The organism is Pseudomonas cucumis, from assembly GCF_030687935.1.
Taxonomy (GTDB): domain Bacteria; phylum Pseudomonadota; class Gammaproteobacteria; order Pseudomonadales; family Pseudomonadaceae; genus Aquipseudomonas; species Aquipseudomonas cucumis.
Genome location: NZ_CP117454.1, coordinates 5707069 through 5733144 on the forward strand (window position 1 = coordinate 5707069; position 26076 = coordinate 5733144).

Genomic DNA, 26076 nt, shown 5'->3' on the forward strand with positions numbered 1-26076 from the left:
GAACACTGCCAAAAAAAACACCAAGGAGTCCCCCCTTATGAAAGGTTCCCCGTCGTTGTTGTTGGCCGCCATGCTGAGTCTGCCGTTTCTGGCTCAAGCCGCAGAACCGGCCCAATGCAGCACCGTAAACTTCTCCGATGTCGGCTGGACGGACATTACCGTCACCACCGCCACCACCAGCGTCGTTCTCGACGCCCTGGGCTACAAGACCAAGACCACAATGATTTCCGTGCCGGTGACCTACAAGTCCCTGGCCGACGGCAAGAACATGGACGTGTTCCTCGGCAACTGGATGCCGACCATGGAAAACGACATCAAGGCCTACCGCGATGCCGGCACCGTTGACACGGTGCGCGCTAATCTGGAAAACGCAAAATACACACTCGCCGTCCCCGAAGAGTTGTATAACAAAGGTCTGAAAGATTTCGCCGACATCGCCAAGTTCAAGAAAGAACTCGACGGCAAGATCTATGGCATTGAACCGGGTAACGACGGCAACCGCCTGATCCAGAGCATGATCGACAAGAACGCCTTCGGCCTGAAAGACGCCGGCTTCAAGGTGGTCGAGTCCAGCGAGGCAGGCATGCTCTCGCAAGTCGATCGCGCCCAGCGCCGCAACACCGCCGTGGTGTTCCTGGGCTGGGAACCGCACCCGATGAACACTCGATTCAAGATGAAGTACCTGACTGGCGGCGACGAATACTTCGGCCCGAACTTCGGCCAGGCGACCATCTATACGAACACCCGCAAGGGTTACGCGCAGGAATGCAGCAACGTGGGTCAGCTGCTGAAAAACCTGGTGTTTACCCTCGACATGGAAAGCACGCTGATGGGCAACGTCCTGGACGACAAAATGAAGCCTGACGCGGCCGCCAAGGCCTGGCTGAAAAAGAATCCACAGGTGCTCGATACCTGGCTCGCTGGCGTGACCACCATTGACGGTAAACCAGGCCTGGAGGCCGTGAAAGCCAAGTTGGCGCAGCCTTGATTTAGGAAGCATCGCTTACGCCGGGCGAGTTCGCTCGCCCGGGCTGTTTATTTCCTTGCATGCGGACGTTCACTACCATGCTGATTGATCAGAAAATACCTTTAGGCCAGTACATCGCGGGCTTCGTCGAATGGTTGACGCAAAACGGCGCCAGCACCTTCGACGCAATCGCCGTGTCACTGGAAACGATGATCCACGGCGTGACTTTTGCGCTGACCTGGTTCAACCCGCTGGCATTGATCGGCCTCATAGCGCTACTGGCACACTTCATCCAACGCAAATGGGGCCTGACCGTTTTCGTCATTGCCTCCTTTCTGCTGATCCTCAACCTGGGGTACTGGCAGGAAACCATGGAAACCCTCGCCCAGGTGTTGTTCGCCACCCTGGTGTGCGTGCTGATCGGCGTGCCATTGGGCATCGTCGCCGCGCACAAACCGATGTTCTACACAGTGATGCGGCCGGTGCTCGATCTGATGCAGACCGTGCCGACCTTCGTGTACCTCATTCCTACCCTGACCCTCTTCGGTCTGGGTGTGGTCCCGGGTCTGATCTCGACGGTAGTGTTCGCGATTGCCGCGCCTATCCGCCTGACCTACCTGGGTATTCGCGATGTTCCGCAGGAATTGATGGACGCCGGCAAAGCCTTCGGCTGCTCGCGCCGTCAACTGCTTTCACGGATTGAACTGCCCCACGCCATGCCAAGCATCGCGGCCGGTATCACCCAGTGCATCATGCTGTCGTTGTCGATGGTGGTGATTGCGGCACTGGTGGGCGCCGACGGCCTGGGCAAACCCGTGGTCAACGCACTGAACACTGCTGATATCGCACTGGGCTTCGAAGCAGGCCTGGCGATCGTACTGCTGGCGATCATGCTCGACCGTATTTGCAAACAACCCGACGCTAAAGTAGGGGGTGACGCATGAGCATTATTCGCTTCGAAGACGTGGACGTGATCTTCTCCAAAGACCCGCGCGAGGCGCTAAAACTTCTCGACCAGGGCATGACCCGTGATCAGATCCTGAAAAAGACCGGGCAAATCGTCGGTGTCGAAAAAGCCAGCCTGGATATCGAAAAAGGTGAAATCTGCGTGCTGATGGGCCTGTCCGGCTCCGGCAAATCCAGCCTGTTGCGCTGCATCAACGGCCTCAACACCGTCAGCCGTGGCAAGTTGTTCGTCGAGCACGAAGGCAAGCAGATCGACATCGCCTCCTGCACCCCGGCGGAACTGAAAATGATGCGCACCAAGCGCATCGCGATGGTGTTCCAGAAGTTCGCCCTGATGCCTTGGCTGACGGTGCGCGAGAACATCAGCTTCGGTCTGGAAATGCAGGGCCGGCCGGAGAAAGAACGGAAAAAACTGGTCGATGAAAAACTCGAACTGGTGGGCCTGACCCAATGGCGCAACAAGAAACCCGATGAGCTCTCCGGTGGTATGCAACAGCGTGTGGGCCTGGCCCGAGCGCTGGCGATGGACGCCGACATTCTGCTGATGGACGAACCGTTCTCGGCCCTCGACCCGCTGATCCGTCAAGGCCTGCAAGACGAACTGCTGGAACTGCAACGCAAGCTGAGCAAAACCATCGTCTTCGTCAGTCACGACCTCGATGAAGCCCTGAAGCTCGGCAGCCGTATCGCCATCATGAAAGACGGCCGGATCATCCAGTACAGCAAGCCTGAAGAAATCGTCCTGAACCCTGCGGACGATTACGTGCGCACCTTCGTCGCCCACACCAACCCGCTGAACGTATTGTGCGGTCGCAGCCTGATGCGCACGCTGGACAACTGCAAACGCATCAACGGTTCGGTGTGCCTGGATCCGGGTGGCGATTCGTGGCTGGACCTGGCCGAAGGCAACACCATCAAAGGCGCACGCCAGAACGGCTCGAGCCTGGACTTGCAGAACTGGATACCGGGGCAAGCGGTTGAAGGTCTGGGGCGTCGGCCAACGCTGGTGGACTCCAACATCGGCATGCGCGATGCGTTGCAGATTCGTTACCAGACCGGCAACAAACTGGTGCTGCACGACAACAACAAGGTTGTCGGGATTCTTGGTGACAGCGAGCTGTACCACGCGCTGCTCGGCAAGAACCTGGGGTAAGCAAGGCAGCAGACACAAAAACGCCGCGAGATGATCGCGGCGTTTTTGTTGATCGTTCCCACGCTCCGCGTGGGAATGCAGCCCGGGACGCTCCGCGTCCCAAAAGGCCGAACGCGGAGCGTCCGTTGAGGCATTCCCACGCAGAGCGTGGGAACGATCAGGCACAAAAAAGGGGCTCAACTTGAGCCCCTTTGAGTTCCCGCGCCGAGCGCAGGAACGATCATATCGCTACTCAGCTATAAACCCGGCCAAGAAGCTGGCGATGGCTTTCAAACTGATCGAGCACGTCACGGGTGATCTGATCCTGAGTGAAACCCATCAGGTCGTAGTCCTGGCTGCCGTTGTGCAGGTACACCTCGGCGCGGTAGTAACGTGCGCGCGGTTCATCGGCGCTTTCAGCCGACACCGTGTCACTCGCCGCCGCCAGATAGCCGTCCAGGCTCACTTCGTAGACAAAAGGGTTGCCCTCTTCCATCTCGATCCGCACGCCCATGCAACGCTTGGCCTTGCCTAGCAACGTCTGCACATCCAGGCCCTGAGCCCGCAATTGCACAGCTGCATCTTCCAGCGCCGGGCTGACGCGCTTGTCCATGAAACGCTGAACGATCGACTGGTTCGGTTGCAGGTCCAGCTGAGTCAGACGCTCGCTGAAACCACGACGACCACGCGCCGCCAGTTCCGCTTGCTCCTGTTCGATTTGCACGTCCTGGCGCATGGCCTTGTGCAAGCCGAACATGAAGAACACCAGCACCACCGAGAACGGCAGCCCTGCCAGCACCACCATGGTTTGCATGGCTTCGAAGTTACCGGCAAACAGCAGACCGATAGTCACCAGGGTGATCACCACCGACCAGAAGATCCGCAGCCAGTGCGGCGCATCTTCGTCAACGTTGCCGCCCTTGCAGGAAAGGTTGGCCATCATCACCGCGCCGGAATCCGCCGGGGTCAGGAACAGCACGAAGCCGACAAAAATCGACACGCCGATCACGATCTTCGACGCCGGGTAATGCTCAAGCAACTGGTAGATCGCCATCGACGGCTGTTCCAGCGCCGTCTTCCCGAGTTCCACCGCCCCGTGGTTCATCACCAGGTCCAGGGCCGAGTTGCCGAAGATCGACAGCCACGCCAAGGTGAAGCCCAGCGGAATCAGCAGCACGCCGGCCACCAGTTCACGCACCGTACGACCACGGGAAATACGCGCGATGAACATGCCTACGAATGGTGCCCAGGAAATCCACCAGGCCCAGTAGAACAGGGTCCACAGGCCCAACCAGCGGTCGGACTTCTCACTGTCGCCTTCATACACATAGAGGTCGAAGGTCTTCAGCACCACGCCGTTCAGGTAGTCGCCGATGTTCTGCACAAAACCGTTGAGCAGGTGCAGGGTCGGACCGAACAGCAGCACGAAAATCAGCAGACCGCTGAACAGCACGATGTTCAGGTTGGACAGACGGCGAATACCGTTTTCCACGCCGGACACAGCGGCGATGGTCGCCACGGTGCTCATCACAATGATCACGATCAGCAGGTTGGTGTTGCTGTGTTCCATGCCGAACAGGTTTTCCAGCCCCGACGACACTTGCAGCGAACCGATCCCCAGGTTCGTCACCAGCCCCAGCAGGGTCACGAACATGCCGAAGCCGTCCACCGCATGACCGGCCGCGCCTTTGACCCAACGCTCGCCGACCAGCGGATACAGCGCCGAACGCAACGCCAGCGGCTGGTTATGACGGTAGGCAAAGTACGCCACGGCCAAGCCGACCAGTGCGTAAATCGCCCAGCCATGCAGGCCCCAATGCAGGAATGTCAGTTGTACCGCCTGACGAGCCGCAAGGTTGCTGCCGGCCACGCCTTCCGGTGGATTGAAGTAATGGTCCAGTGGTTCGGAAGCACCGAAGTACAGCAACGAGATGCCGATACCCGACGAGAACAGCATCCCCGCCCAGGCGCCGTAGCTGAAATCCGGGGTGTCGTCCTTGCTGCCCAGTTTGAGTTTGCCGTAAGACGAAAACGCCAGGCCAACCACAAAAACCAGATAAGCGGCGATCACCACCATGTAGTACCAGCCGAAGCTGCGGGACAACCAGGCCTGGGCAATGCCGAGCATTCTGCCGGCCTCTTGCGGGGCGATGATCAGAATGGCGGTCAACAGCAGGATCAGCGCGGTAGAGGTGTAGAACACCCAACCGTTGACCGTCACCTTCTCGGGTGGGGTCTTTATTAGAGAGGCAGAACTCATGGCACAGATGCTCCAGGCAGTGCGAGAGAAGAACACAAGGCAACGCGGTACCCGACCAATCGGTTAGTTGGCAGCCGACCGGCGGGTGATATAAAGACACCCCGAAAAAAGCCCGAAACCCTTGGGACGCCTGCGCGTATGGGTTTCGAGCGTTTTTGGATGTCGGTTTATCGCCATTTACACGTAGGAAAAATCTGTAAGCAGCGACGATTTGTCGCAGATCTTATTCTTTGTTGATTGAACGTTCAATCAAAACAAAATAGACTGGCCCTCAATCCGGTAGCCGTATTTCGTCCACCGGAAGGCCTAAGGAGATGTGCAAGATGCCCAAGGTCGGTATGCAACCCATCCGCCGTCAGCAATTGATCGATGCCACGATGCAGGCCGTCGATCAGGTCGGCATGGGGGACGCCAGCATTGCGCTGATCGCCCGTTTGGCCGGTGTCTCGAATGGCATCATCAGTCACTACTTTAAGGACAAGAACGGTCTGATCGCCGCCACGGCGCAGTACCTGATGAGTGTCCTCAGCGAGAACGTCACCGCGCGCCGTCAGGCGTTGGAGGACACCAGCCCACGGGCTCACCTCCAGGTGATTATCGAAGGCAACTTCGACGCCAGCCAGGTTAATGGCCCGGCAATGAAAACCTGGCTGGCCTTCTGGGCCACCAGCATGCACCACCCGTCATTGCACAGGTTGCAGCGGATCAACGATCACCGTCTGTATTCCAACCTGTGCTGCCAGTTCCGCCGTGTGTTGCCGCTTGATCAAGCGCGCAGCGCCGCCCGCGGCCTGGCAGCCCTCATTGACGGTTTGTGGTTGCGCGGCGCGCTGTCGGGAGATGCTTTCGACACCGAGCAGGCGCACCAGATCGCTTACGAATACATGGATTTCCAACTGGCCAAGCAGGTGAGTTAGAGCACACATAATCGCTCAACCCCTGAACCGCTACTGATCAGCGTCGCCAACGCTACACGGCACGCTCCAGTGGTTAACGCCAACCAACTTAATGCTCTTGCGAGGACTTTATGGCCCGTTTCGAACTGCAAAAACTCTACATCGATGGCGGCTACAGTGACGCCAGCAGCGACGCCACTTTCGAAGCCATCAACCCGGCTAACGGTGAAGTCCTCGCAACCGTACAGCGTGCGACCAAGGAAGACGTTGAGCGCGCGGTAGTCAGCGCCGAAAAGGGCCAGAAAATCTGGGCCGCGATGACCGCCATGGAGCGTTCGCGCATCCTGCGTCGTGCCGTCGACATCCTGCGCGAGCGCAACGATGAACTGGCCGCCCTGGAAACCCTGGACACCGGCAAGGCGTACTCCGAAACCCGTTACGTCGACATCGTCACCGGTGCTGACGTGCTGGAATACTACGCAGGCCTGGTGCCGGCCATCGAAGGCGAGCAGATCCCGCTGCGCACCACGTCTTTCGTTTACACCCGTCGCGAGCCATTGGGCGTCGTGGCTGGTATCGGCGCGTGGAACTACCCGATCCAGATCGCTTTGTGGAAATCCGCACCGGCCCTGGCGGCCGGTAACGCGATGATCTTCAAGCCAAGCGAAGTCACTTCCCTGACCACGCTGAAACTGGCCGAGATCTACACCGAAGCTGGCGTTCCGGCTGGCGTGTTCAACGTTCTGACCGGCAGTGGCCGTGAAGTCGGCACCTGGCTGACCGAACACCCACGCATCGAAAAAATCTCCTTCACCGGCGGCACCGACACCGGCAAGAAGGTGATGGCCAGCGCTTCCGCCTCGTCGCTGAAAGACGTGACCATGGAACTGGGCGGCAAATCCCCGCTGATCATCTTCGACGACGCCGACCTGGATCGCGCCGCCGACACCGCGATGATGGCCAACTTCTACAGCTCCGGTCAGGTCTGCACCAACGGCACTCGTGTGTTCGTACCGAGCCACCTGAAAGCCGCGTTCGAAGCCAAGATCGTTGAGCGCGTTGCGCGCATTCGCGTCGGCAACCCGGAAGACGAAAACACCAACTTCGGCCCGCTGGTCAGCTTCGCCCACATGGAAAGCGTGCTGGGTTACATCGCCAAAGGTAAGGAAGAAGGCGCTCGCGTCCTGTGCGGCGGCGATCGTCTGACCGACGGCGAATTCGCCAAAGGCGCATTCGTGGCACCGACCGTGTTCACCGATTGCACCGACGAGATGACCATCGTTCGCGAAGAAATCTTCGGCCCGGTGATGAGCATCCTGACCTACGAAACCGAAGAAGAAGTGATCCGTCGTGCCAACGACACTGAGTTCGGTTTGGCGGCTGGCGTTGTCACCAAAGACCTGAACCGCGCTCACCGTGTGATCCATCAACTGGAAGCCGGTATCTGCTGGATCAACGCCTGGGGCGAGTCCGACGCCAAGATGCCGGTCGGCGGCTACAAACAGTCGGGCGTGGGTCGTGAGAACGGCATCAGCTCGCTGAACAACTTCACACGCATCAAATCGGTACAGGTCGAACTGGGCGATTACGCCTCGGTTTTCTAAGGCGGTATTTGCTTCGCCTGCGAGATCGCTATCGCAGGCAAGCCAGCTCCCACAGGTTTGGCGCCGTTCGCCAAATCTGCGGTGCCCCCGATCCCTGTGGGAGCGTGGCTTGCCCGCGATCGAGTGCGAAGCACTCGCCGACCTGACCAACTTCAAAGAGGGTGCATTCAATGTCCCAAGAATTCGATTACATCATCATCGGTGCCGGCTCGGCCGGTAACACCCTGGCGACCCGTCTGACTGAAGACGAAGGCGTCACCGTCCTGCTGCTCGAAGCGGGCGGCCCGGATTACCGTCTCGACTTCCGCACGCAAATGCCGGCCGCTTTGGCGTTCCCGCTGCAAGGCCGTCGCTACAACTGGGCGTACGAAACCGATCCAGAGCCACACATGGACGGTCGCCGGATGGAATGCGGTCGCGGCAAGGGCCTGGGTGGTTCTTCGCTGATCAACGGCATGTGCTACATCCGCGGCAACGCGATGGACTACGACAACTGGTCGAAGCTGCCAGGTCTGGAAGACTGGACCTACCTCGACTGCCTGCCGTACTTCCGCAAGGCGGAAACCCGCGACATCGGCCCGAACGACTACCACGGTGGCGACGGCCCGGTCAGCGTGACCACGCCGAAAGCCGGCAACAACCCGCTGTTCCACGCGATGGTTGAAGCAGGAGTGCAGGCCGGTTACCCACGGACCGAAGACCTGAATGGTTATCAGCAGGAAGGTTTCGGCCCGATGGACCGCACGGTGACGCCGAACGGCCGTCGCGCCAGCACTGCTCGCGGTTACCTGGATATCGCCAAGAAGCGCTCGACCCTGACCATCGTCACCCACGCCCTGACCGACAAGATTCTGTTCGAAGGCAAGCGTGCGGTCGGCGTGCGTTACCTGATCGGCGCCGCTGAAGAGCGCGTTGAAGCCCGCGCCCGCAAGGAAGTGCTGCTGTGCTCCGGCGCCATCGCGTCGCCGCAGATTCTGCAACGCTCCGGTGTCGGCCCGGCCGAACTGCTGAAGAAGCTCGACATTCCGGTGGTCCACGACCTGCCGGGCGTGGGTGAAAACCTGCAGGATCACCTTGAGCTGTACCTGCAATACGCCTGCACCCAACCGGTCTCGCTGTACCCCTCGCTGCTGCTGCACAACCAGCCGGCCATTGGTGCCGAGTGGCTGTTCAACGGCACCGGCATCGGCGCCAGCAACCAGTTCGAGGCAGGTGGTTTCATCCGCACCCGTCCGGAATTCGATTGGCCGAACATTCAGTACCACTTCCTGCCGGTGGCGATTAACTACAACGGCAGCAACGGTGTGAAAGAGCACGGTTTCCAGGCGCACATGGGCTCCATGCGTTCGCCAAGCCGTGGTCGCATCCAGGCCAAGTCGAAGGATCCGCGCGAGTACCCGAGCATCCTCTTCAACTACATGGCCACCGAGCAGGACTGGCAGGAATTCCGCGACGGCATCCGCCTGACCCGTGAAATCATGCAACAGCCTGCACTGGACGCCTTCCGTGGCCGCGAAATCAGCCCGGGCATCGACGTGCAAACCGATGAGCAGCTCGATAAGTTCATCCGCGAGCACGCCGAAACCGCGTTCCACCCGTCCTGCTCGTGCAAGATGGGCACCGACGAGATGGCCGTGGTCGATGGCGAAGGTCGTGTACACGGCCTGCAAGCCCTGCGCGTGGTCGATGCCTCGATCATGCCGATCATCACCACCGGCAACCTGAACGCGCCGACGATCATGATGGCCGAGAAAATCGCCGACAAGATCCGCGGTCGCAAGCCATTGCCGCGTAGCACGGCCAAATACTACGTGGCCGGTGATGCACCGGTGCGTGGCAAGCCGTTGCGGGATGTGAGCCCTACCGTTCAATAAGCCGTAACACCGCATCGCGGCCAATCGCGGGCAAGCCCGCTCCCACAGGTTCCGGGGTGGATTACAAATTTGTGATCCACCCCAGCCCACTGTGGGAGCGGGCTTGCCCGCGATGGGGCCCGACCAGACACCACACCTCTCCCTGCCACATGCCAGGTAAACCCTTCCTACACCGCTCCGCCCTTGATCCTCCCCCCCTGCAGGCCTAATCTAGCGCCACGCAAACGATTCCCCCTCGCGACATCGATACACCGCCACTCCATACCAAGGAGGTTCCCGAATGTTCGATTTCCACCCCCAGCTCAAGCAGCGTTTTGCTGCCTTGCGCACGGGCGCTGAATTCTTTTCGCTGCGTTATGTGCGCGAGTCCGGCCAGTACCTGTCGGTGCGCAAGAACGTCGCCGAACCGCCGAGCCTGAGCCGCGACGAAGGCGCGATGCTGACCGTTCGGGTCAACGGCGTTGAAGCCTATGCCGCCACCAACGACCTGTCCCAGTCCGGCCTGCAAGCCGCGCTGGAGAAAGCCGAGCAACACGCCCGTAGACTCAAGCCTCACGCCCTGCTCGACCTGCGTGAGCAAGCCGTCTCCAGCGATCGCGCCGACTATTTCTCGCCCAACTTCGACCAGCCCTTCCCGTCCCTGAGCGATTGCTACCAACTGCTCGGCGCCGAATCCGCCGCCGTGCCCAAGGACGAGCGACTGGTGAACTGGCAGGCGAGCATCGGCATCACCAATGTCGAGCAAATCTACCTCAACAGCGCCGGCGCCGAACTGCGTCAGGCCCAGCGCTTCGTTTACCCGAGCGTGGACGTCACCGCCTACGACGGCAGCGACAGCCAGACTCGCAGTCTTGGCCGCGAGAACTTCGGCCAGCAGGGCGGCTTTGATGTGATCAGCCGTTGCGGCCTGATCGGTGCCGGCCCGAAAGTCGCCGACCAGGCGCTGCAATTGCTGCTGGCGCCGAACACTCCGCAAGGCCCGCGCGATTTGTTGCTGATGCCTGATCAGATGATGCTGCAAATCCACGAGTCCATCGGTCACCCGCTGGAGTTGGACCGCATCCTCGGCGATGAGCGCAATTACGCCGGCACCAGTTTCGTCAAGGCAGAAGATTTCGGCAGCCTGCAATACGGCTCCGAACTGCTCAACGTGACGTTCGACCCGGACATCCCCGAGCAACTCGCCAGCTACGGCCATGACGACGACGGCAGCGTCGCCAGCAAGCAATTTCTGATTAAAGAAGGTTTGCTGCTGCGCCCATTGGGCGGCGCGCTGTCGCAATTTCGCGCCGGCATGGACGGCGTCGCCAACAGCCGCGCCTGCGGCTGGAACCGTCCGCCGATCGACCGCATGGCCAACCTCAACATCGAGCCCGGCGATCAGCCGCTGGAGCAACTGATCGGCAACATCGAGCACGGCATTTTGATGAGCACCAACCGTTCGTGGTCGATCGACGATGCGCGCAACAAGTTCCAGTTCGGCTGCGAATGGGGCCAGTTGATCGAAAACGGCGAGCTCAAGGGTGTGGTGAAGAACCCGAACTACCGGGCGATTTCCGCACAATTCTGGAAAAGCCTCAGCGCTGTCGGCGATGCCAGCACCGTCAAAGTGCTAGGCACGCCGAACTGTGGCAAGGGCGAACCGAACCAGGTGATCCGCGTCGGCCATGCGTCGCCGGCCTGTGTGTTCAGCAACGTTGATGTGTTTGGGGGAGATGCCTGATGAGTACTGCCACGAGCACTTCAAATAGCCAGGCCGAGTCATTCAAGGACCTGGTCAATTGGCTGCGCGACGCAATTGGTGGGCCGGAGCAATTCACCCTCAGCTACGCCGCCGAGTCGTCGGCTTTCGTGCGCTTCAACCACGCCAAAGTCCGTCAGGCCGGGCAGGTGCAGCAAGCGAGTGTCGGCTTCAAACTGATTAACGATGGCCGTCATGCCGATCTGAATATCACGCTGTCGGGCGACCACGAAGTCGATCTTCAGCGTCTGGCCGAAGGCCTGCAACAGTTGCGCGAAACCCTGCCACTGTTGCCTCAGGATCCGTACCTGCTGCTTAACCAGAACGACTGGCAGAGCAACAACGTGCAGGAGCATCCGCTGCCGGACACCGAGCAAGTGGTTGCTGAAATCACTCAAGCTGCCGAGGGTCTGGACCTGGTCGGTTTCTATGCCGCCGGGCCGATCAGTCGCGGTTTCGCCAGCTCTTCGGGCGCGTTCGGCTGGCATCAGGCCAACAGCTTCAACTTCGATTTCAGCCTGTTCCATGAAAACGGTCAGGCGGTGAAAGCCAGCTATGCCGGGCACGACTGGAACAGCGAAGGGTTTGCCAAACGCTTCCAGCAGGCCCGCGAACAACTGGCGTTTCTGGGTCGGCCATTGCGCACGCTGGCGCCCGGCGAATACCGCGCCTATCTGGCGCCGGCAGCGCTGGAAGAAATCATGGGCATGTTGAGCTGGGGCGGGTTTTCGGCCCAGGCGATTGCCAGCAAACAGAGCCCGTTGCAGAAGTTCTATGCCAGCGAAACCTGTTTCAGCCCCAACGTATGGTTGAGTGAGCAGGTCAGCGGTTCCTTGAGCCCGGCGTTTTCCGACGAAGGTTATCCCCGCGATGATCTGGGGTTGATCGCCAAAGGCATGGCCAATGCCCGACTGATCAATTCCCGCAGCGCCGCTGAATACGACCTCACTGCCAACGGCGCCAGCAGCCATGAATACCCGACGGCGCTGGTCATGCAAGGCGGCAATCTGGAACAGGCGGACATCCTCAAGCGCCTCGGCACCGGGCTCTACATCAGCAACCTGTGGTACCTGAACTACTCGGACCAACCGGCGGCGCGCCTGACCGGCATGACGCGGTTTGCGACCTTCTGGGTCGAGAACGGCGAGATTCAAGCGCCGGTCAGCACCATGCGTTTCGATGACAGCGTCTACAGCCTGCTCGGTTCGCAGCTCGAAGCGTTGACCGAGGAACACGAACTGTTGCTGTCAGCCAGCACGTACAGTCAGCGGGCAACTGCTTCGGCGTTATTGCCGGGTGCGCTCGTCAGCCGACTTACGTTGACGCTCTGATACAGATCGTTCCCACGCTCTGCGTGGGAACGCCGCCCGGGACGCAGAGCGTCCCAATGCAGGCGTGACGCAGAGCGTCACAGGATGCATTCCCACACGGAGCGTGGGAACGATCAACGGTTACCTGACCAACCCACAAGAGGTCCCATGCCCAACCGCCCACCTCTCGACGCTGTCACCGCCCGCTGGTTGCCGTGGGTCGTCGCCATTGCCTTCTTCATGCAGTCCCTCGACGGGACGATCCTCAATACCGCCCTCCCCGCCATGGCCCGGGACTTGGCCGAAGACCCGTTGCGCATGCAAGGCGTAATCATTGCCTACATGCTCACCGTCGCCTTACTGATCCCCGCCTCCGGCTGGATCGCCGACCGCTTCGGCACCCGGAAAATCTTCTTCGGCGCGATCCTCCTGTTCAGCTTCGGCTCATTGCTCTGCGCCTTGTCCAACACCCTGAGCATGCTCATCGGCGCCCGGGTGATTCAGGGCCTCGGTGGCGCGCTGATGTTGCCGGTCGGTCGATTGGTGGTGCTGCGCGCGTATCCGCGCTCGGAGCTGGTGCGGATCATGGGGTTCATTACCATTCCCGGCCTGCTCGGCCCGCTGATCGGTCCGCCCATGGGCGGCTGGATGGTGCAATACCTGACCTGGCACTGGATCTTCCTGATCAACCTGCCGGTGGGTGTCCTCGGTTGCTACGCGGTATGGAAATTCATTCCCGACCTGCGCGGCAGCGAGCGCACCCGCTTCGATAGCCTGGGCTTCTTGCTGTTCGGCGCGGCGATGGTGCTGATCACCATCGCCATGGAAGGCCTCGGCGAACTGCATCTGCCGCACTTGCGGGTGATGTTGCTGCTGTTTGGCGGCATGGCCTGTCTGGCGGCGTATTGGCTGCGGGCCGGGCACATCGACAATCCGCTGTTTGCACCGTCGTTGTTCAAAACCCGAACGTTTGCCGTGGGCATCCTCGGTAACCTGTTCGCTCGCCTCGGCAGCGGCGCGTTACCGTTCCTGGTGCCGTTGCTGCTGCAAGTGGCACTGGGTTATTCGCCATCACAGGCCGGGATGAGCATGCTGCCCCTGGCCGCGGCCGCGATGGTTGCCAAGTCGGTGGCGCGACCGTTGATCGAACGGTTCGGCTACCGCACCGTGCTGACCGGCAACACACTGGCGCTGGGGATCATGCTGGCAAGCATGGGCCTGGTCAGCGAGCAGACGCCGTATTGGCTGCTGCTGGCTCAGTTGGCGGTTCTGGGAGCGATCAACTCCTTGCAGTTCACCGCGATGAACACCGTCACGCTGATCGACCTCGACGACGCCAGCGCCAGCAGCGGCAACAGTTTGCTGTCGGTGGTCGCGCAATTGTCCCTGAGCCTCGGTGTAGCCTGCGCCGGCGCCCTGCTCGGCGGCTTCACGGCAGAGATCGGCAATGACGGCGTGAGCACGGTTCTGGGCGCGTTCCAGCTGACGTTTGTGACGGTCGGAATCATGGCGATGCTGGCGGCAACGATCTTCTCACAGCTGTCCAGAACTGACGGACGGCGCGTCAGGCATCCGGAAGAGCACATAGAGCCTTAGGGCGAATGGCCATGGGCCTGATACACTGCGCGACATTTTGTTTTGCAGGCCAGTCCCGTGACCACCATCGCCACCGCTTTTAATACTTTGCCGCTGTCCGCCGCCATGCTGGCTAACCTCGACTCCCTCGGTTATGCCCAGATGACGCCGATCCAGGCGCAAAGCTTGCCGGTGATCCTCAAGGGGATGGACCTGATCGCCCAGGCCAAGACCGGCAGCGGCAAAACCGCAGCCTTCGGTATCGGCCTGCTGAACCCGATCAATCCGCGCTTCTTCGGTTGCCAGGCGCTGGTCATTTGCCCGACTCGCGAGCTGGCTGACCAGGTTGCCAAGGAAATCCGTCGTCTGGCCCGTGCCGAAGACAACATCAAGGTGCTAACCCTGTGTGGCGGCGTGTCCTTCGGCCCGCAGATCGGCTCTCTGGAGCACGGCGCGCACATCATTGTCGGCACCCCGGGGCGTATCCAGCAGCACCTGCGCAAGGGTTCGCTGGTGCTTCATGGCCTGAACACGCTGATCCTCGACGAAGCCGACCGCATGCTCGACATGGGTTTCTACGATTCCATCGAAGAAATCATCGCCCAGACCCCGGAGCGCCGCCAGACCCTGCTGTTCTCCGCCACGTACCCGGTGGGCATCAAGCAACTGGCGTCGAAATTCATGCGCACCCCTCAGATCGTGAAGGCCGAGGCGTTCCACGACGATACGCAGATCGAGCAGCGCTTCTACGAAATCTCTCCGGAAGAGCGTATGGACGCGGTGGTCAAAGTCCTCGCACATTTCCGTCCGGCATCCTGCGTGGCCTTCTGCTTCACCAAGCAGCAAGTTCAGGAAACCGTTGATCACCTGACCTCCAAAGGCATCTCCGCCGTCGGTCTGCAGGGTGATCTTGAACAGCGTGACCGAGATCAGGTATTGGCCATGTTCGCCAACCGCAGCACTTCGGTGCTGGTTGCCACCGACGTCGCCGCGCGCGGTCTGGACATCGATGCGCTGGACATGGTGATCAACGTCGAACTGGCCCGTGACTCGGAAATCCACATTCACCGTGTCGGGCGTACCGGCCGTGCGGGCGAGAAAGGCATTGCGATCAGCCTGGTCGCCCCGTCCGAAGCCCACCGCGCCCAGGCCATCGAGCAACTGCAGAAGTCGCCGTTGAGCTGGGATCAGCTGGACAACCTCAAATCCCAGGGCGGCGCACCGCTGCTGCCGGTGATGAGCACGCTGTGCATTGGGGCGGGCCGTAAAGACAAAGTACGTCCGGGTGACATTCTCGGTGCACTGACTGGCGACGCCGGCATCCCGGGCGCCCAGGTCGGCAAGATTGCGATTTTCGACTTCCAGGCCTATGTGGCCGTGGAACGCGGGATCGCCAAGCAAGCCTTGCAGCGCCTGAACGACGGTAAAATCAAAGGCCGCTCGTTGCGCGTGCGTATCCTCTGAACCTGATCGTTCCCACGCTCTGCGTGGGAATGCATCCCGTGACGCTCTGCGTCACATAACGGCGGACGCAGAGCGTCCATGGCGGCATTCCCACGCAGAGCGTGGGAACGATCATTGTGTGAGGACACCGTTTTGCGCTCTACCGAAGTCGTGATCATTGGCGCTGGCGCCGCAGGGTTGATGTGTGCGCTGACCGCCGCCGGGCGCGGGCGCAAGGTGATGTTGCTCGACCATGCGAACAAGGCCGGCAAGAAAATCCTGATGTCGGGCGGTGGCCGCTGCAACTTCACCAACATGTACACCGAACCGGGCAATTTCCTCTCGCAGAACGAACACTTCTGCAAATCCGCACTGGCGCGTTACACCCAGTGGGACTTCATCGGCATGGTCGCCAAACATGGCGTGCCGTACCACGAGAAGAAACTCGGTCAGCTGTTCTGCGATAACAAATCCAGCGACATCCTTCAAATGCTGCTCGACGAGTGCGATCAGGTCGGCGTCAGCCTGCACCTGGACACCTCGATCCAGCACATCGAAAAAATGGAAAGCGGCTATCTGCTGCAAACCACCCTCGACCAGATCACATGTGAATCCCTGGTGATCGCCACCGGTGGCCTGTCGATTCCGACCCTCGGCGCCACCGGTTTCGGTTATCAAGTGGCCAGGCAGTTCGGTCACGACCTGCTGCCAACCCGCGCCGGTCTCGTGCCGTTCACCATCACCGATCAGCTCAAGGAGCTTTGCACCGAACTGTCGGGCACGTCGGTGGATTGCTTGGTGAGCTGCAACGATCAGAGTTTCCGCGAGAACATCCTGTTCACCCACCGCGGCCTCAGCGGGCCGGCGATCTTGCAGATTTCGTCGTTCTGGGAATCCGGCGACACGGTGGAAATCAACCTGATGCCAGATCACGACGTGCCTAGCTGGCTGCAACAGCAGCAGGCCGAACGCCCCAACAGTGAGCTGAAAACCCTGCTCGGTGAAATCTTCACCAAGAAGATGGCCAACCTGCTGGCGGACAGCTGGTTCGTCTCCAAACCGATGAAGCAGTACACCCACGCCGAACTGGCGGACATCGCCGAAAAACTGGCGAGCTGGAAAGTCGTGCCGGCCGGCACTGAAGGCTACCGCACTGCCGAAGTGACCCTCGGCGGCGTCGACACGCGCGAAGTGTCGTCCAAGACCATGGAATCGCTGAAAAGCCCCGGCCTGTATTTCATCGGCGAAGTGCTCGATGTCACCGGGCATCTGGGCGGCTTCAATTTCCAGTGGGCCTGGGCCTCAGGTTACGCCGCCGCGCAATTCGTCTGATCAACCGCGAAGGCGTCCCGACAGGCAACACAGAACGCAGCAGGAACAGATTTTGCTGTCAGATGTGATCGGCGCCATTGCGTCGACGTCATTAGTGGCTCAATTTAGCGTCATTGCCTCGGAAGGCCTTCGCACTTCATGTCATCGACCACATTTCGGCAGTCTCTGCGTCGCCTCTGGGCGCTGGATAAATTCAGTTATAGCGTGAGGGTATTCATCGCCCTGACCGGCAGCATGGCGCTGTGTTGGTACCTGGATGAGATGGGGCTGCTGATCCCGTTGTTCCTGGGGATCATCGCCAGCGCCCTGGCCGAAACCGACGACAGTTGGCAGGGTCGCCTCAACGCGCTCGCGGTGACGCTAGTGTGTTTTATGGTCGCCGCCCTCTCCGTTGAACTCCTCTTCCCCTACCCCATCCTCTTCATTATCGCCTTTGCACTGGCCAGCTTTTGCCTGACCATGCTCGGCGCGCTGGGCGAACGGTATGGCGCGATTGCTTCAGCAACACTGATTCTTTCGGTCTACACCATGATCGGCGTGGACCAGCGCGGCGGCGCGGTCACTGATTTCTGGCACGAACCGGTGTTGCTGGTGGCCGGCGCGGCCTGGTATGGCTTGCTCTCGGTGCTGTGGCAGGCGCTGTTTTCCAACCAGCCGGTGCAGCAAAGCCTGGCGCGGCTCTTCCGTGAACTGGGTTATTACCTGAAGCTGAAATCGTCGCTGTTCGAACCAATCCGGCAGCTGGACGTGGAAGCGCAGCGGCTGGAACTGGCGCAACAGAACGGTCGGGTGGTGGCGGCCCTGAACGCTGCCAAGGAAATCATTCTGCATCGGGTCGGCGACGGTCGGCCGGGCGTGAAAGTCAGCCGTTATCTGAAGCTGTACTTCCTCGCCCAGGACATCCACGAGCGCGCCAGCTCCTCACACTACCCCTACAACGCACTGGCCGAAGCGTTCTTCCACAGCGACGTGCTGTTCCGCTGTCAGCGCCTGCTGCGCCAGCAAGGCAAGGCTTGCCGCGCGCTGGCCGAGTCGATCCAGATGCGTCAACCGTTCATCTATGACGCAAGCTTCGCCGAAGCCCTGAACGACCTGCACGCCTCCCTCGAACACTTGCGTATCCAAAGCAACCCGGCCTGGCGCGGGCTGCTGCGTTCGTTGCGAGCGCTGGCCGCCAACCTCGGCACCCTCGACCGTTTGCTTAGCGACGCCAGCAACCCCGATGCGCTGGCAGACGCCTCCGACAGCAGCCTGCTGGACCGTTCGCCACGCAGCCTCAAGGATGTCTGGATACGCTTGCGCACGCAGCTGACGCCGACCTCATTGCTATTCCGTCACGCCCTGCGCCTGCCCTTGGCATTGAGCATCGGCTACGGCATGGTGCATTTGATCCACCCGTCGCAAGGTTACTGGATCATCCTCACCACGCTGTTTGTCTGTCAGCCTAACTACGGCGCCACCCGCCGCAAACTCGGGCAACGGATCATCGGCACCGCCATCGGCCTGACCGTGGCCTGGGCGCTGTTCGATCTGTTCCCGAACCCGTTGATCCAGTCGAGCTTCGCCATCCTTGCCGGGGTGGTGTTCTTTACCAACCGCACCACTCGCTACACCCTGGCGACTGCCGCGATCACGCTTATGGTGCTGTTCTGCTTCAACCAGGTGGGTGATGGTTATGGGCTGCTTCTGCCGCGACTGTTCGATACCTTGCTCGGCAGTCTGATCGCCGGGCTGGCGGTGTTCCTGTTCCTGCCGGACTGGCAGGGTCGACGCTTGAACAAAGTGCTGGCCAACACCCTCACCTGCAACAGCATTTACCTGCGCCAGATCATGCAGCAATACGCCGCCGGCAAAAGCGACGACCTGGCTTATCGCCTGGCCCGACGCAATGCGCACAACGCCGATGCCGCGCTGTCGACCACGCTGGCCAACATGCTGATGGAGCCGGGGCACTTCCGTAAGGAGGCGGATGTCGGGTTCCGTTTCCTGGTGCTGTCGCACACCTTGCTCAGCTATTTGTCGGGGCTGGGGGCACACCGCGAAACCCAACTACCGTCGGACGTGCGCGAGCATTTGATCGACGGCGCCTGTGTGAATCTGGCTGCCAGCCTCGACGAAATCGCCCAAGGCCTGGCGAGCAAACAGCCGATTGCGATTCAGAGTGATGAGGAAGAAGCGCTGGCCAATGGGCTTGAGCAGATGCCGGATGAGATCGATGAAGGGCAGCGGTTGGTGCAGACACAACTGGCGTTGATCTGCCGGCAGCTGGGGCCGTTGCGGACGTTGGCGGCGCATCTCATCAAGGACACTAGCGAAGCCTGAAATTTGTAGTGACTGGGCTTGCCCGCGAGGGTGTCAGCTCAGACACCGCAGGCCCTTCAGATCACATCCCATGCTGCTTGAGCAATTTCTCATAACTCCCATCAGCCTTCATCGCCGCAATCTCACGGTCGAAACCGGCAACGATCTGTTCATGCTGCGGGTTCTTCAGGCTCACCAGAATATGCAGGCTGTTCTCACTCAACGGCTTGGGTAAAAACTCCACGGCATTGCGTACCTTTGATGATTCCCGAGCGAGGTAATACCGGGCGACGAACTCGTCTTCCAGGGTCAGCTTGACCCGGTCGGCCGCGACCATGCGCACCGCCATGGCAAAACTATGCACGGGGACCTTCTGTAGCGACACATCGTCGTCGAATGCTTGCGAATAGGCGTAACCGCGTACCACCGCTATCGGGTAAGTGTGCAGTTGTTGCAGGTTTTTGAATTCGATCGGCGTGTCTTTGCGCTTGAGAAAACGCACGCGGTTGAGCAGGTACTCGCCGGAAAACTGCCCCAGTTTCGTGCGCTCGTCGGTGTACCAGGCGTTGACCAGCACGTCGTAACGCCCCTCGCCGACCCCAAACAAGGCTCGCGCCCACGGCACCTGTTCGAAATCACTGGCATAACCAGCCCGGGCCAGCGCAGTGCTGACGATGTCCGTGGCCAATCCACCATTGACCAGCGTGGCGTCGGTAAAGGGTGGCCATGCATCGGCTACCAGGCGCAGCTTTTGCGCTGCCGCACTCTGTGTCAGCAACAGCAATACAATCAAAGCAAACGCTCGATACAATCGCGGCATGCCAGAAAATCCTTAGCGGGCGGGCTGCCCGACGTGTTTTTCAGCCAAAACTCCAAGGCCCCTTTACCGGCGAAACCCAGGTCCTAACATTAGCTTATCGACGACATTGCACAGCGCTACATCGCAGATTACACAAAGAAGACAATCTCGCGAGAAATGAATGATGGCATTTTGGCCTTTGTCACAGATTTCTCTGCCATAAAGACATCCTGCATCAGGACGCCTAGTATCGGAGCAACGTTGTTCAAGGAATCTGAAGATGACAATCGATTGGGTCTGCAAACACCACAGCGATCTGGGTAAAGAACAGCTGTATGCCATTTTGCAGCTGCGCGCCGAGGTGTTCGTTGTCGAGCAGAAATGCCTTTATCAGGACATCGATGGCCAGGACCTGGAAGGTGACACCTGTCATTTGATGGGCTGGGACGGAGACCGTCTGGTGGCCTATCTGCGCTTGCTCGATCCGGAGCTACAGGGCGGTGACGTGGTGATTGGCCGGGTGGTCATTGCTCCCGCTGCACGCGGCACCGGGCTAGGGCATGAAATGATGAGCCAGGCGTTGAAACAGGCCGCCAAACGCTGGCCTGATGTACCGATCTACCTCTCGGCTCAGGCGCATTTGCAGGGGTACTACGGGCGGTACGGGTTTGTGGTGGTGGGTGAGGAATATCTGGAGGATGACATTCCGCATATCGGGATGCGTCGTCCGCAATGATCGTTCCCACGCTCTGCGTGGGAATGCCTCAATGGACGCTCTGCGTCCGCTCTTGGGACGCGGAGCGTCCCGGCTGCATTCCCACGCAGAGCGCGGGAACGATCGGGGTCGGGAATTCAGGGATATTCCAACACCGCTTTAATCTGCCGCAGATTACGCTCGATCCACCCCCGATCAATCGCCCCCCACTCGCGAATCCGATAGCGCCCCGCATGGTTGCGCGCGCCCTCTTCCTGCTCGAATTCACAAACGATATCCAGATCCACCAATGCCGCGATGGTGTCCTGCGCCGTGCGCCGAGGCATGCCGGTGACTTCGGTCAACGCCGGGACGCTGCTGGCCAGCCCGCTATCGATCAGGTACGCCACGTATAACCGGCGGTAGAAGCTGCTTTTGGTCTTGCTCACGTCCATCCATGCTTCCTTCTTCTATTGCATATCCCGCCACGTCAGGTACACCCGTAAATCGAACTCCACCTGGTGATACCCCGGCAACATGTGTTCGCACAGTTTGTAGAACGCCTTGTTGTGATCCGACTCCTTGAAGTGCGCCAGCTCATGCACCACGATCATTTTCAGAAACTCGGAGGGCGCTTCCTTGAACAACGAGGCCACACGAATTTCTTTCTTGGCCTTGAGCTTGCCGCCCTGCACCCGGGAAATCGCAGTGTGCAAGCCAAGCGCGCGGTGGGTCAGGTCCAGACGGTTGTCGAATAACACCTTGTCGATCGCCGGGGCGTTACGCAGGTATTCCTGCTTGAGGTCCAAGGCATAGGTGTATAGCGCCTTGTCGCTCTGCACCCCGTGCTTTTCCGGATATCGCTGGCTCAGGTAGTCGCCCAGCCGACCTTCGGCGATCAACTGGCGCACCTGGTCCTGCAACGTAGCGGGATAGGCCTGGAGGTATTTCAACGCGGTCATTGGGGCGGCAACACGAGTCACGAAAAGGTCACCAGTGTAACGAATTCAACTCGTCAGCGCGCTCCAGTCGAACGGTTCAACAAAGTGAGGGGTGTCCTCGGCCATCAATGGCCGCGCCACCAGAAACCCCTGCACATACTGGCAGCCGTTGGCTTGCAGCCATTCATATTGCGCCACCGTCTCCACCCCTTCAGCGATGACTAACAGACCAAACTGCTTGCACAAGTCGATGACACTGCGTGCCAGCGCTGCATCCCGCTCGGATTCCGGTAACCGGGCGATCAAATGCCGGTCGAGTTTGAGCGTGTCCAGCTCGAGGTCTCGCAAGTGCGCCAGCGAACAAGCCCCGGAACCAAAATCATCCAGCGCCACCCGCACCCCCAGATTGCGCAGCAAACGCAGCTGCTTTCGGGTTTCGTCGGGGTTAAGCATCAAGGCCTCTTCCGTGACCTCGACCTCCAGCTGCCGCGGCTTCAAACCATGGCGCTCCAGCACCTGGCGCAGCTCGGTGACCAGGTTGGGCAAACCGAACTGCGTGCTGCTCAAACTGACGCCCAGCACCAGATCTTCGGCAAACAAGACCTCCCAGGCTTTTCGCTGTTTGGCCCCGCGATGGTAAATCCAGCTGCCCAGGCGACTGATCAACCGTGCCTCTTCCAGCAACGGCAAAAACAGCCCCGGCGGTACGTCGCCGACACTCGGATGCTGCCAGCGCAGCAACGCCTCGAACCCGCGAATCTGCCCGTCGGCAATGGCCACCTGAGGCTGATACACCAGGTTGAAATCGCGGTTTTCGATGGCCGTGCGCACGCTCTCTTCGAGCATCAGCCGCGAACGCGCCCGGCCATTCATTTCGTGATCGTAGAAGCGATATTGCTGACGCCCGGCACGCTTGGCTTCGTACATGGCGATGTCGGACGCGCGCATCAACCCGTCGAGATTAGCCCCGCAATCGGGGTAAGTGGCGATGCCGATGCTGGCGCCCAAGGCGATGTCCATGCCTTCGATTTGCTGACAGATCGACACCCGCTCGATGAGCTTCTCGGCAATCTTCGCCGCTTGCTCGGGGTGCTCAAGATCCAGCAGCGCGGTGAACTCATCGCCACCCATCCGCGCCAGAATATCGAAGGGCCGCAGACACGCCTTCAACTGCTCGGACACCCAACGCAGCACCCGGTCGCCAGCATCGTGGCCAAGGGAATCATTGACCCGCTTGAAACCGTCGAGGTCCAGGTACAACAGCACCCAGGTACTGTCGGAGCGTTCACCGCGCAGCAGCAGGTTTTCAACGGTCTGGTAGAAACCCCGGCGATTGAGCAGCCCGGTCAGCGGATCGGTCACCGCCTGGAACTCCAGCTGCTGATGCAGATGGCGCACCACCGACATGTCCAGCACCGTCACCACCATGGCGCGTTGTTCGGTGGGCAAAGGCGCGCAGGACAACGCCACCGGCACTTGCTGGCCGGGCGCCGTACGCAGTAACGCATCGTGCAGGCGCAGGGTTTCACCGCGTTTGTAGCCGGCAAACAATTCGGAGTCGGCCCAGATCGGGATGTGCGGTTTTTGCAGAAAATCCAGAAACTCTTTGCCTTGCAGCTCATGCACCGGGGCATTGAGCAGGCGGGACATCGCCGGGTTGGCAAAGCGAATCAGCCCGTCCTCGCTCACCACCAGAATGCCTTCGGCGGCGTTATCCAGCACCGAGGCATTGAAGGCCCGGGCGACTTCCAGGTCATGGCTCAACCGCTGCAAGTCACGGCGATTACGCTGATGCTCTAGCAGGGCCTGGACTTTGGGTTTGAGAATTTGCGGGTCGAACGGTTTGAACAAATAATCCACCGCGCCACTGGCGTAGCCCTTGATTACGGCGTCCTGGGATTGTTCGTTGGCGGTCAGGAAAATAATCGGCGTCAGGCGGGTTCGCTGGCTGCCACGCATCAAGCGCGCCACTTCGAAACCATCCATGCCCGGCATCTGCACATCCAGCAGCACCAGGTCGACGTCGTGTTCGAGCAACAGGTTGAGCGCTTCAAAGCCGGAAGCCGCGGTGATGACCTGCCAGTCCTGGCGCTGCAACAACGCGCGCATGCTGATCAGGTTTTCGGGGTAATCATCAACAATTAAAAGGATTGAGTTGCCTTCAGCTGGCGTAGGTTGTGCGCATTCCATGCTGCATCTCTTGTTCGGGACCTCAGGCCGGTCTCTTGTGAAAACCGGACACATAGTGCGACTTCACTCTAGACCCGGATCCGCGAAAGCAGAAGCTGCCGGAGTGCCGTCACTTCAGTAAAGTTTCACGTAGCCGACTAACGGTCAGTCCTACAGCCCCCGTAAACCGGGAAAGGTGGCATTTCGACAGGATGTTGACGTCAACCATCTGCCAAACGGGCATTAACAAACAACCGTTCTACGCTTATAAAGACGGCCCGAAGGCGCGTGTTAGAGCTTCTGGCACGTGCGTACAGAAAAAAGTGGAAGCTTGAATTATGATCGATCTCGCAACCTGGAACCTCAGCGTTCCTGTCGGCAGTCCGCCGTACACCGTTGAAACAACCAGACTGGTGGACGGCTTCAAGGATCAATACTTCCACTCCGACACCGGCACCTTGTTTTTCTGGTCCCCGGTAACCGGCACCCGCACTGAAAACGCAATCTACCCTCGCACCGAACTCCGCGAAACCTACAGCAACGGCACGCTGAAAAACTGGTACTACCCCGACGCGGACAACTCCCTGCGTGCGACCCTTACGGTCAGCAAGGTACCCAGCACGGGCAAGATCGTCATTGGCCAGATCCACGCCTTCCAAAGCCAGAAGCCAATGGTGAAACTCGAGTATCAATATAAAGACTACAGCGAAACCGGAAACATCGTCGCCAAAGTCCGCATGCACCCTGACGACGACACCGCCCGGGTCATCACCATCGCCACTGGCATAAAACTCGATCGGGAATTTTCCTACCTCATCCACCTCAGCCCCGGCGGTGCATTGGGCATCAGTGCGGCGGGCTACCAGTGGGACACCGACATCAGCGCGATGTGGCGTGATAAACCGCTGTACTTCAAGGCCGGTGTCTATGTACAGGACAACACCGGGTATACCACTGAAGGCGGGGAAGTGACGTTCAGCCATCTGGATATCGATCACGATACCTGAGGCGACTCGATCCCCTGTAGCAGCTGTCGAGCCTGCGAGGCGGCGTTCGGCCGCGAAGCGGTCGCAGTCCGGCAAACACGTTTTACCTGAAAAACGCGGAGCCTGATTTTACGACTGCTGTGCAGCCGAACGCCGCCTCGCAGGCTCGACAGCTGCTACGCAACAAGAACCATCCAGGCCTCCGAAAACCACACAGGAATTCGCCCTTGCCACAGGTTCTTTATGTCCAACTCCATCTCTTCACTGACCGGCATCTGGCCCCGCTTAAACGCCCATGTTTAAAGACACTCGGCGTTACTTCATGAGGCCTACAACGGCTTGCGTCACCGCCTACAGGTACGCCAGAATCCGCCGGCTTGTGCGCTTTGACCCCAGCCTCTATCGTTTGTCTACCACTGCTCATCAGTGGTCGGGTTTAGTCGCCCGTTTGATGTCAAGCGCACAAGTCCCTGTCAGTCAGGTATCCCATCCCTGCACTTGATGGTGGCTGTGCGCAGGGCGCCTCCGGGCGCGCCGATTGCTTGGCTCATCGGTCGACTAACCTGTGCACAGCTGCCTCCCTATCGTTTAGTCGCGAACGGTTTGCAGCCTCACTCATTGAGAGGTTAGAGCCAATGTTCAAAGTTACGCCCAACCCGCCAGACACCGATCCGGCATCCCCCTACGAATCCCTTAATTCAAAAAAACTCCATGAAGCCGCCGAGCGCGCCCTCGACCACTACCTCAACCCGGCCGCCCAAATCATGGCCACCGCCAACGAACCCGAGCCCATGTACTTGGCCAATCCGAAGTACAACACCGAAGCCCTGCTGGCCAACGCCAGCGAAACACTAGGCTCGGCCACCACCATGCTCAACAATTTCGCGGCGCTGCTGGAGACCTCACATCGCAAGACCCTGCTGGGCATCGCTCAGGTGGTCATGCTCGGTGAACTGGCGGTGAACCAGGCGCTGGATCACGTCGAATTGAAGGAATAATCGCGGCCCGGTTGGAGCAAGGCGAGCAAACTTGCGCCCAATAAAAAACCCGCCTCTCGGCGGGTTTCTTATTAACGCAACATAACAC

The 26076-nt window shown here is 59.9% G+C and carries 20 protein-coding genes; 15 read left to right on the forward strand and 5 right to left on the reverse strand.

Features of this window, described 5'->3' with window-relative positions:
* Positions 1-37 precede the first annotated feature (37 nt).
* From PSH97_RS25945 to choV, 3 genes are all read left to right on the forward strand, one after another.
* Positions 38-988: a choline ABC transporter substrate-binding protein gene (locus PSH97_RS25945; protein ID WP_305447207.1), complete on the forward strand. Its 951-nt coding sequence runs from the start codon at positions 38-40 to the stop codon at positions 986-988.
* A 77-nt stretch (positions 989-1065) separates the two neighbouring features.
* Positions 1066-1911: a choline ABC transporter permease subunit gene (choW, locus tag PSH97_RS25950; RefSeq protein WP_030128579.1), complete on the forward strand. Its 846-nt coding sequence runs from the start codon at positions 1066-1068 to the stop codon at positions 1909-1911.
* Positions 1908-3086 (forward strand): choline ABC transporter ATP-binding protein, encoded by a 1179-nt coding sequence (gene choV, locus PSH97_RS25955; protein ID WP_305447208.1) that lies wholly within the window; start codon positions 1908-1910, stop codon positions 3084-3086. Before choW ends, choV begins: the two co-directional genes overlap by 4 nt.
* Before the next feature lie 232 nt (positions 3087-3318).
* Here choV and PSH97_RS25960 read toward each other — a convergent pair whose 3' ends face one another.
* On the reverse strand, positions 3319-5268 hold the full coding sequence (locus PSH97_RS25960; protein ID WP_305449869.1) for a BCCT family transporter: 1950 nt from the start codon (positions 5266-5268) through the stop codon (positions 3319-3321).
* 380 nt (positions 5269-5648) lie between these two features.
* Between PSH97_RS25960 and betI the strand changes: the two genes are divergently transcribed.
* The 9 genes from betI (at position 5649) to yccS (ending at position 19422) form a co-directional block, all read left to right on the forward strand.
* Positions 5649-6242: a transcriptional regulator BetI gene (betI, locus tag PSH97_RS25965; protein ID WP_305447209.1), complete on the forward strand. Its 594-nt coding sequence runs from the start codon at positions 5649-5651 to the stop codon at positions 6240-6242.
* 110 nt (positions 6243-6352) lie between these two features.
* Positions 6353-7825, forward strand: coding sequence for a betaine-aldehyde dehydrogenase (gene betB, locus PSH97_RS25970; protein WP_217857415.1), 1473 nt, complete (start codon positions 6353-6355; stop codon positions 7823-7825).
* 170 nt (positions 7826-7995) lie between these two features.
* Positions 7996-9699 (forward strand): choline dehydrogenase, encoded by a 1704-nt coding sequence (betA, locus tag PSH97_RS25975; RefSeq protein ID WP_305447210.1) that lies wholly within the window; start codon positions 7996-7998, stop codon positions 9697-9699.
* A gap of 280 nt (positions 9700-9979) precedes the next feature.
* On the forward strand, positions 9980-11422 hold the full coding sequence (locus PSH97_RS25980) for a TldD/PmbA family protein (RefSeq protein ID WP_305447211.1): 1443 nt from the start codon (positions 9980-9982) through the stop codon (positions 11420-11422).
* Positions 11422-12771 (forward strand): TldD/PmbA family protein, encoded by a 1350-nt coding sequence (locus PSH97_RS25985; RefSeq protein ID WP_305447212.1) that lies wholly within the window; start codon positions 11422-11424, stop codon positions 12769-12771. The genes PSH97_RS25980 and PSH97_RS25985 overlap by 1 nt, the downstream gene beginning before the upstream one ends.
* An 84-nt stretch (positions 12772-12855) precedes the next feature.
* Positions 12856-14346, forward strand: a complete 1491-nt coding sequence (mdtD, locus tag PSH97_RS25990) for a multidrug transporter subunit MdtD (protein WP_407682162.1) — start codon at positions 12856-12858, stop codon at positions 14344-14346.
* 105 nt (positions 14347-14451) lie between these two features.
* The gene (dbpA, locus tag PSH97_RS25995; protein WP_305449870.1) at positions 14452-15789 is read left to right on the forward strand and encodes an ATP-dependent RNA helicase DbpA; all 1338 of its coding nucleotides are present in this window, start codon (positions 14452-14454) and stop codon (positions 15787-15789) included.
* 132 nt (positions 15790-15921) lie between these two features.
* A complete protein-coding gene (locus PSH97_RS26000) occupies positions 15922-17100 on the forward strand; it encodes a BaiN/RdsA family NAD(P)/FAD-dependent oxidoreductase (RefSeq protein ID WP_305447214.1) in 1179 nt (392 codons plus the stop codon).
* Positions 17101-17238: 138 nt separating this feature from the next.
* Complete coding sequence (yccS, locus tag PSH97_RS26005) at positions 17239-19422, forward strand: YccS family putative transporter (protein ID WP_305447215.1); 2184 nt, start codon at positions 17239-17241, stop codon at positions 19420-19422.
* Positions 19423-19483: 61 nt separating this feature from the next.
* On the opposite strand, the gene PSH97_RS26010 is transcribed toward yccS, so the two are convergent.
* Entirely contained in the window at positions 19484-20221 is a 738-nt protein-coding gene (locus PSH97_RS26010) for a substrate-binding periplasmic protein (protein WP_305447216.1), read from the reverse strand.
* Positions 20222-20480: 259 nt separating this feature from the next.
* On the opposite strand from PSH97_RS26010, the gene PSH97_RS26015 reads away from it, so the two are divergent.
* A complete protein-coding gene (locus PSH97_RS26015) occupies positions 20481-20936 on the forward strand; it encodes a GNAT family N-acetyltransferase (RefSeq protein ID WP_305447217.1) in 456 nt (151 codons plus the stop codon).
* A gap of 116 nt (positions 20937-21052) precedes the next feature.
* Here PSH97_RS26015 and PSH97_RS26020 read toward each other — a convergent pair whose 3' ends face one another.
* The 3 genes from PSH97_RS26020 to PSH97_RS26030 are packed head-to-tail and all read right to left on the reverse strand — an operon-like array spanning position 21053 to position 24025.
* The gene (locus PSH97_RS26020) at positions 21053-21349 is read right to left on the reverse strand and encodes a winged helix-turn-helix domain-containing protein (RefSeq protein ID WP_305447218.1); all 297 of its coding nucleotides are present in this window, start codon (positions 21347-21349) and stop codon (positions 21053-21055) included.
* Positions 21350-21364: 15 nt separating this feature from the next.
* The gene (locus tag PSH97_RS26025) at positions 21365-21856 is read right to left on the reverse strand and encodes a M48 metallopeptidase family protein (RefSeq protein ID WP_305449871.1); all 492 of its coding nucleotides are present in this window, start codon (positions 21854-21856) and stop codon (positions 21365-21367) included.
* Positions 21857-21901: 45 nt separating this feature from the next.
* On the reverse strand, positions 21902-24025 hold the full coding sequence (locus tag PSH97_RS26030) for a putative bifunctional diguanylate cyclase/phosphodiesterase (protein WP_305447219.1): 2124 nt from the start codon (positions 24023-24025) through the stop codon (positions 21902-21904).
* A gap of 317 nt (positions 24026-24342) precedes the next feature.
* Here PSH97_RS26030 and PSH97_RS26035 point away from each other — a divergent pair, with 317 nt between their 5' ends.
* Both PSH97_RS26035 and PSH97_RS26040 read left to right on the forward strand, forming a co-directional pair.
* Entirely contained in the window at positions 24343-25011 is a 669-nt protein-coding gene (locus PSH97_RS26035; protein ID WP_305447220.1) for a polysaccharide lyase family 7 protein, read from the forward strand.
* A gap of 614 nt (positions 25012-25625) precedes the next feature.
* The gene (locus PSH97_RS26040; RefSeq protein ID WP_305447221.1) at positions 25626-25988 is read left to right on the forward strand and encodes a DUF6124 family protein; all 363 of its coding nucleotides are present in this window, start codon (positions 25626-25628) and stop codon (positions 25986-25988) included.
* Positions 25989-26076 lie beyond the last annotated feature (88 nt).